At 46.0% G+C, this 2,650-nt stretch carries 3 protein-coding genes; 1 reads left to right on the forward strand and 2 read right to left on the reverse strand.

Features of this window, described 5'->3' with window-relative positions; genetic code table 11:
* The first annotated feature begins 252 nt into the window (after positions 1–252).
* Positions 253–756, forward strand: a complete 504-nt coding sequence (locus tag ACR0QN_RS14110) for an NUDIX hydrolase (protein ID WP_432651860.1) — start codon at positions 253–255, stop codon at positions 754–756.
* A 93-nt stretch (positions 757–849) separates the two neighbouring features.
* On the opposite strand, the gene ACR0QN_RS14115 is transcribed toward ACR0QN_RS14110, so the two are convergent.
* Both ACR0QN_RS14115 and ACR0QN_RS14120 read right to left on the reverse strand, forming a co-directional pair.
* Positions 850–1,578 (reverse strand): response regulator, encoded by a 729-nt coding sequence (locus tag ACR0QN_RS14115; RefSeq protein WP_432651861.1) that lies wholly within the window; start codon positions 1,576–1,578, stop codon positions 850–852.
* Positions 1,579–1,594: 16 nt separating this feature from the next.
* Positions 1,595–2,650, reverse strand: a 1,056-nt coding sequence (locus ACR0QN_RS14120) for a sensor histidine kinase (RefSeq protein ID WP_432651862.1), incomplete at its 5' end; no start/stop codon positions are given.

Consider the following 2,650-nt stretch of genomic DNA (forward strand, 5'->3'; position numbering starts at 1 on the left):
GCGTTTATTTGGTGTACCCGATTTTTTATATTATGCTGTTGCCGACGGTATTTTTGAAATCTTAAAAACGGTTAAATCGGGTATTGGCACATTCTTTTCTTTGCCCGATTGTAGCACTCAATTGTCTCTGTTTTCTGATTTGGATGCGTCAAGGCTGAATTTTGGGGAAACTTAAATTTTGGACGTCTTGACAAAATCAGACATTCGTGGTAAAATAATCGGAGAGTTCGTTAACTGAAAGGAATAAGTATTATGGAGCTTTGGGATATTTACGATAAAAACAAGCAGCCCACAGGCAGGACAATGAAGAGAAACGACTGGTGCCTTAAAAACGGGGAATATCATCTTACCGTTCTTGGTGTGATAATGCGCCCCGACGGAAAATTTCTCATTACTCAGCGTGTTATGACAAAGGCGTGGGCGGCAGGCTGGTGGGAGGTATCGGGCGGTGCTGCTATGGCAGGCGAAAGCTCCCGTGAGGCAGTCATCAGAGAGGTCAGGGAAGAAACGGGGCTTGATGTTTCAAATGCCGAGGGGGGCTATGTTTTCTCATATCACAGGGAAAATCCCGGGGAGGGCGACAACTATTTTGTGGACATTTACCGATTTGTAATGGATTTTGACGAGAGCGACCTGCATTTGCAGGAGGCTGAGACTTTGGGATACAAAATTGCTTCTCCCGATGAGATAAAGGCTCTCGGTGAGCAGGGTATTTTCCTTCATTACGACAGCATAAAAAGGGTTTTTGAGGTTTAAACTTCTTTACTTGATTATAACACAGGCAGCTTTGATTTGTCAATAAAATAACGGCGCATTGCTGAGTTCTGCAATACGCCGTTTGTTATGCATTTACCGTATTTCCTGCTTTATCTGGTCGCTTTCCGCCATTCGGTAGCCTATGCCCACCTCGGTGAAAATGTACTGAGGCTCGGCAGGCTTTTTTTCTATCTTGCGTCTGATATTTGCCATATTTACCCTGAGTATCTGATTATCGGTCTTGGCGTGAGGTCCCCAGAGCTGCTTGATTATATAGTCGTAGGTCAGCACCCTGCCTGCGTTCTTGCCAAGGAGCGCTACTATCTTGAACTCGTTCTGAGTGAGATTTGCGTCCTTTCCGCCTATGTATACTCTGTATTTACTGTAATCAATGGTTAGATCGCCCGTTTTGAATATGCCGTTTACCGATATCCCGTCGTCGGCGGCTGAGGTACGGGTATGACGGAGTGCTGTTCTTATTCTTGCAAGAAGCTCTTCTGTGCCGAAGGGCTTGGTTATATAATCGTCCGCTCCCATTTCAAGCGCAGACACCTTATCCGCTTCGGAATTTCTCGCTGACAGCACGATTATTGGCATTGACGACCATTTTCGCACCGATGATATTACCTCCCAGCCATCTATTCCCGGAAGTCCCAGGTCAAGTATGACTATATCGGGGCAATGGGAGCTTATGACCGCACAGCCGTATTCTCCCGTATCGGCGGTGAGCACGTCGTAATTGTTTGCGGCAAGAACTGTTCCCAGAAAATGGCTTATATGCTTATCGTCCTCTATTATCAGGACCTTGTTTTTATATTCCATATGTTCAGACCTTTCATCAGATTTCAGACTCATTATCGGCATCATCTGCAAGAGGCAGTGTAAAGGTAAATTCGGCGCCGCCCTCGGGGGTGTTTCCCGCAGATATGCTTCCTCCGTGTGCCGAGATTATGGCGCTGCAAACGGACAAGCCTATGCCCATATTCATTTTGGCGTCACCCTCTTTTTCATCGGCGTGAATGAAATATCCCGAAAAAAGCTTATCCTTCATTTTTTCGGAAATTCCCCTGCCGTTATCGGAAATACGGAAAACCGCTTTGCCGTTTGCCTCCTCAAGGGAGAGAGATATAAGGGTCGCTCCTCCGTGGATAACGCTGTTTTCCATTATATTAAGTATTACGTGTTCAATAAGAAAGGGATCCATCGGTATCATCATAAGCTCGCCGGGTATCTCTATCTCAACGGGGATATTCCTGTTTTTGCGGAATTTCCGCACAGCTTCGGCTATTATCTCCTCCGCTGCCTCGGGGGTCTTGGTTATCTCTCCCGTCTGCTCCCTTATACGAGTGACGGTAAGGATATTTTCAACCATTTTAACAAGCCTGTCCGCCTCGTCTCTCACATCGTAGAGAAGCGACATAAGCTGATCCTCATCAAGCTTGCTCCTGTTTTCGATTATGCCCTGTACCGCTCCCGATATGGAGGTGAGGGGCGTCCGGATATCGTGAGATATGGCTCTTAGCAGGTTGCCGCTCATTTTTTCTCTGTCTATTTCCGCCTGTATCTTATTCTGGTCCTTGAGCCTTGTGGTGGTCATTCCGATGATGACAGACACCGTAAGCATTACGGCAAAGGATATTGAATAGTCAGCCACAGAGAAATCAAGCTTGAAATAAGGAGTTGTAAAGGCATAATTCACCGCAAGAGTTCCTGCAAGAGAGGCTATGAGACCGCACAGATAGCCGTTTGTAAATCTTGCGATAAAAACTACACAGAGAATAAAGAGGAGCTGAACATAGCAGTCACCTTTTATTTGAATAAGCAGCAGTCCGGCTATATTTGCAGCGGCAAGCACGCAGACTGTGAAAATAATATCTTTTATATCGGGCAAAGC

Origin of the sequence: Huintestinicola sp. (assembly GCF_050874005.1) — a bacterium.
GTDB lineage: Bacteria > Bacillota > Clostridia > Oscillospirales > Ruminococcaceae > Huintestinicola.

Bases quoted from the DNA above. Each gene is read 5' to 3' on its own strand.
- ACR0QN_RS14110 (WP_432651860.1), top strand. From the start codon at position 253: ATGGAGCTTTGGGATATTTACGATAAAAACAAGCAGCCCACAGGCAGG.
- ACR0QN_RS14115 (WP_432651861.1), bottom strand. From the start codon at position 1,578: ATGGAATATAAAAACAAGGTCCTGATAATAGAGGACGATAAGCATATA.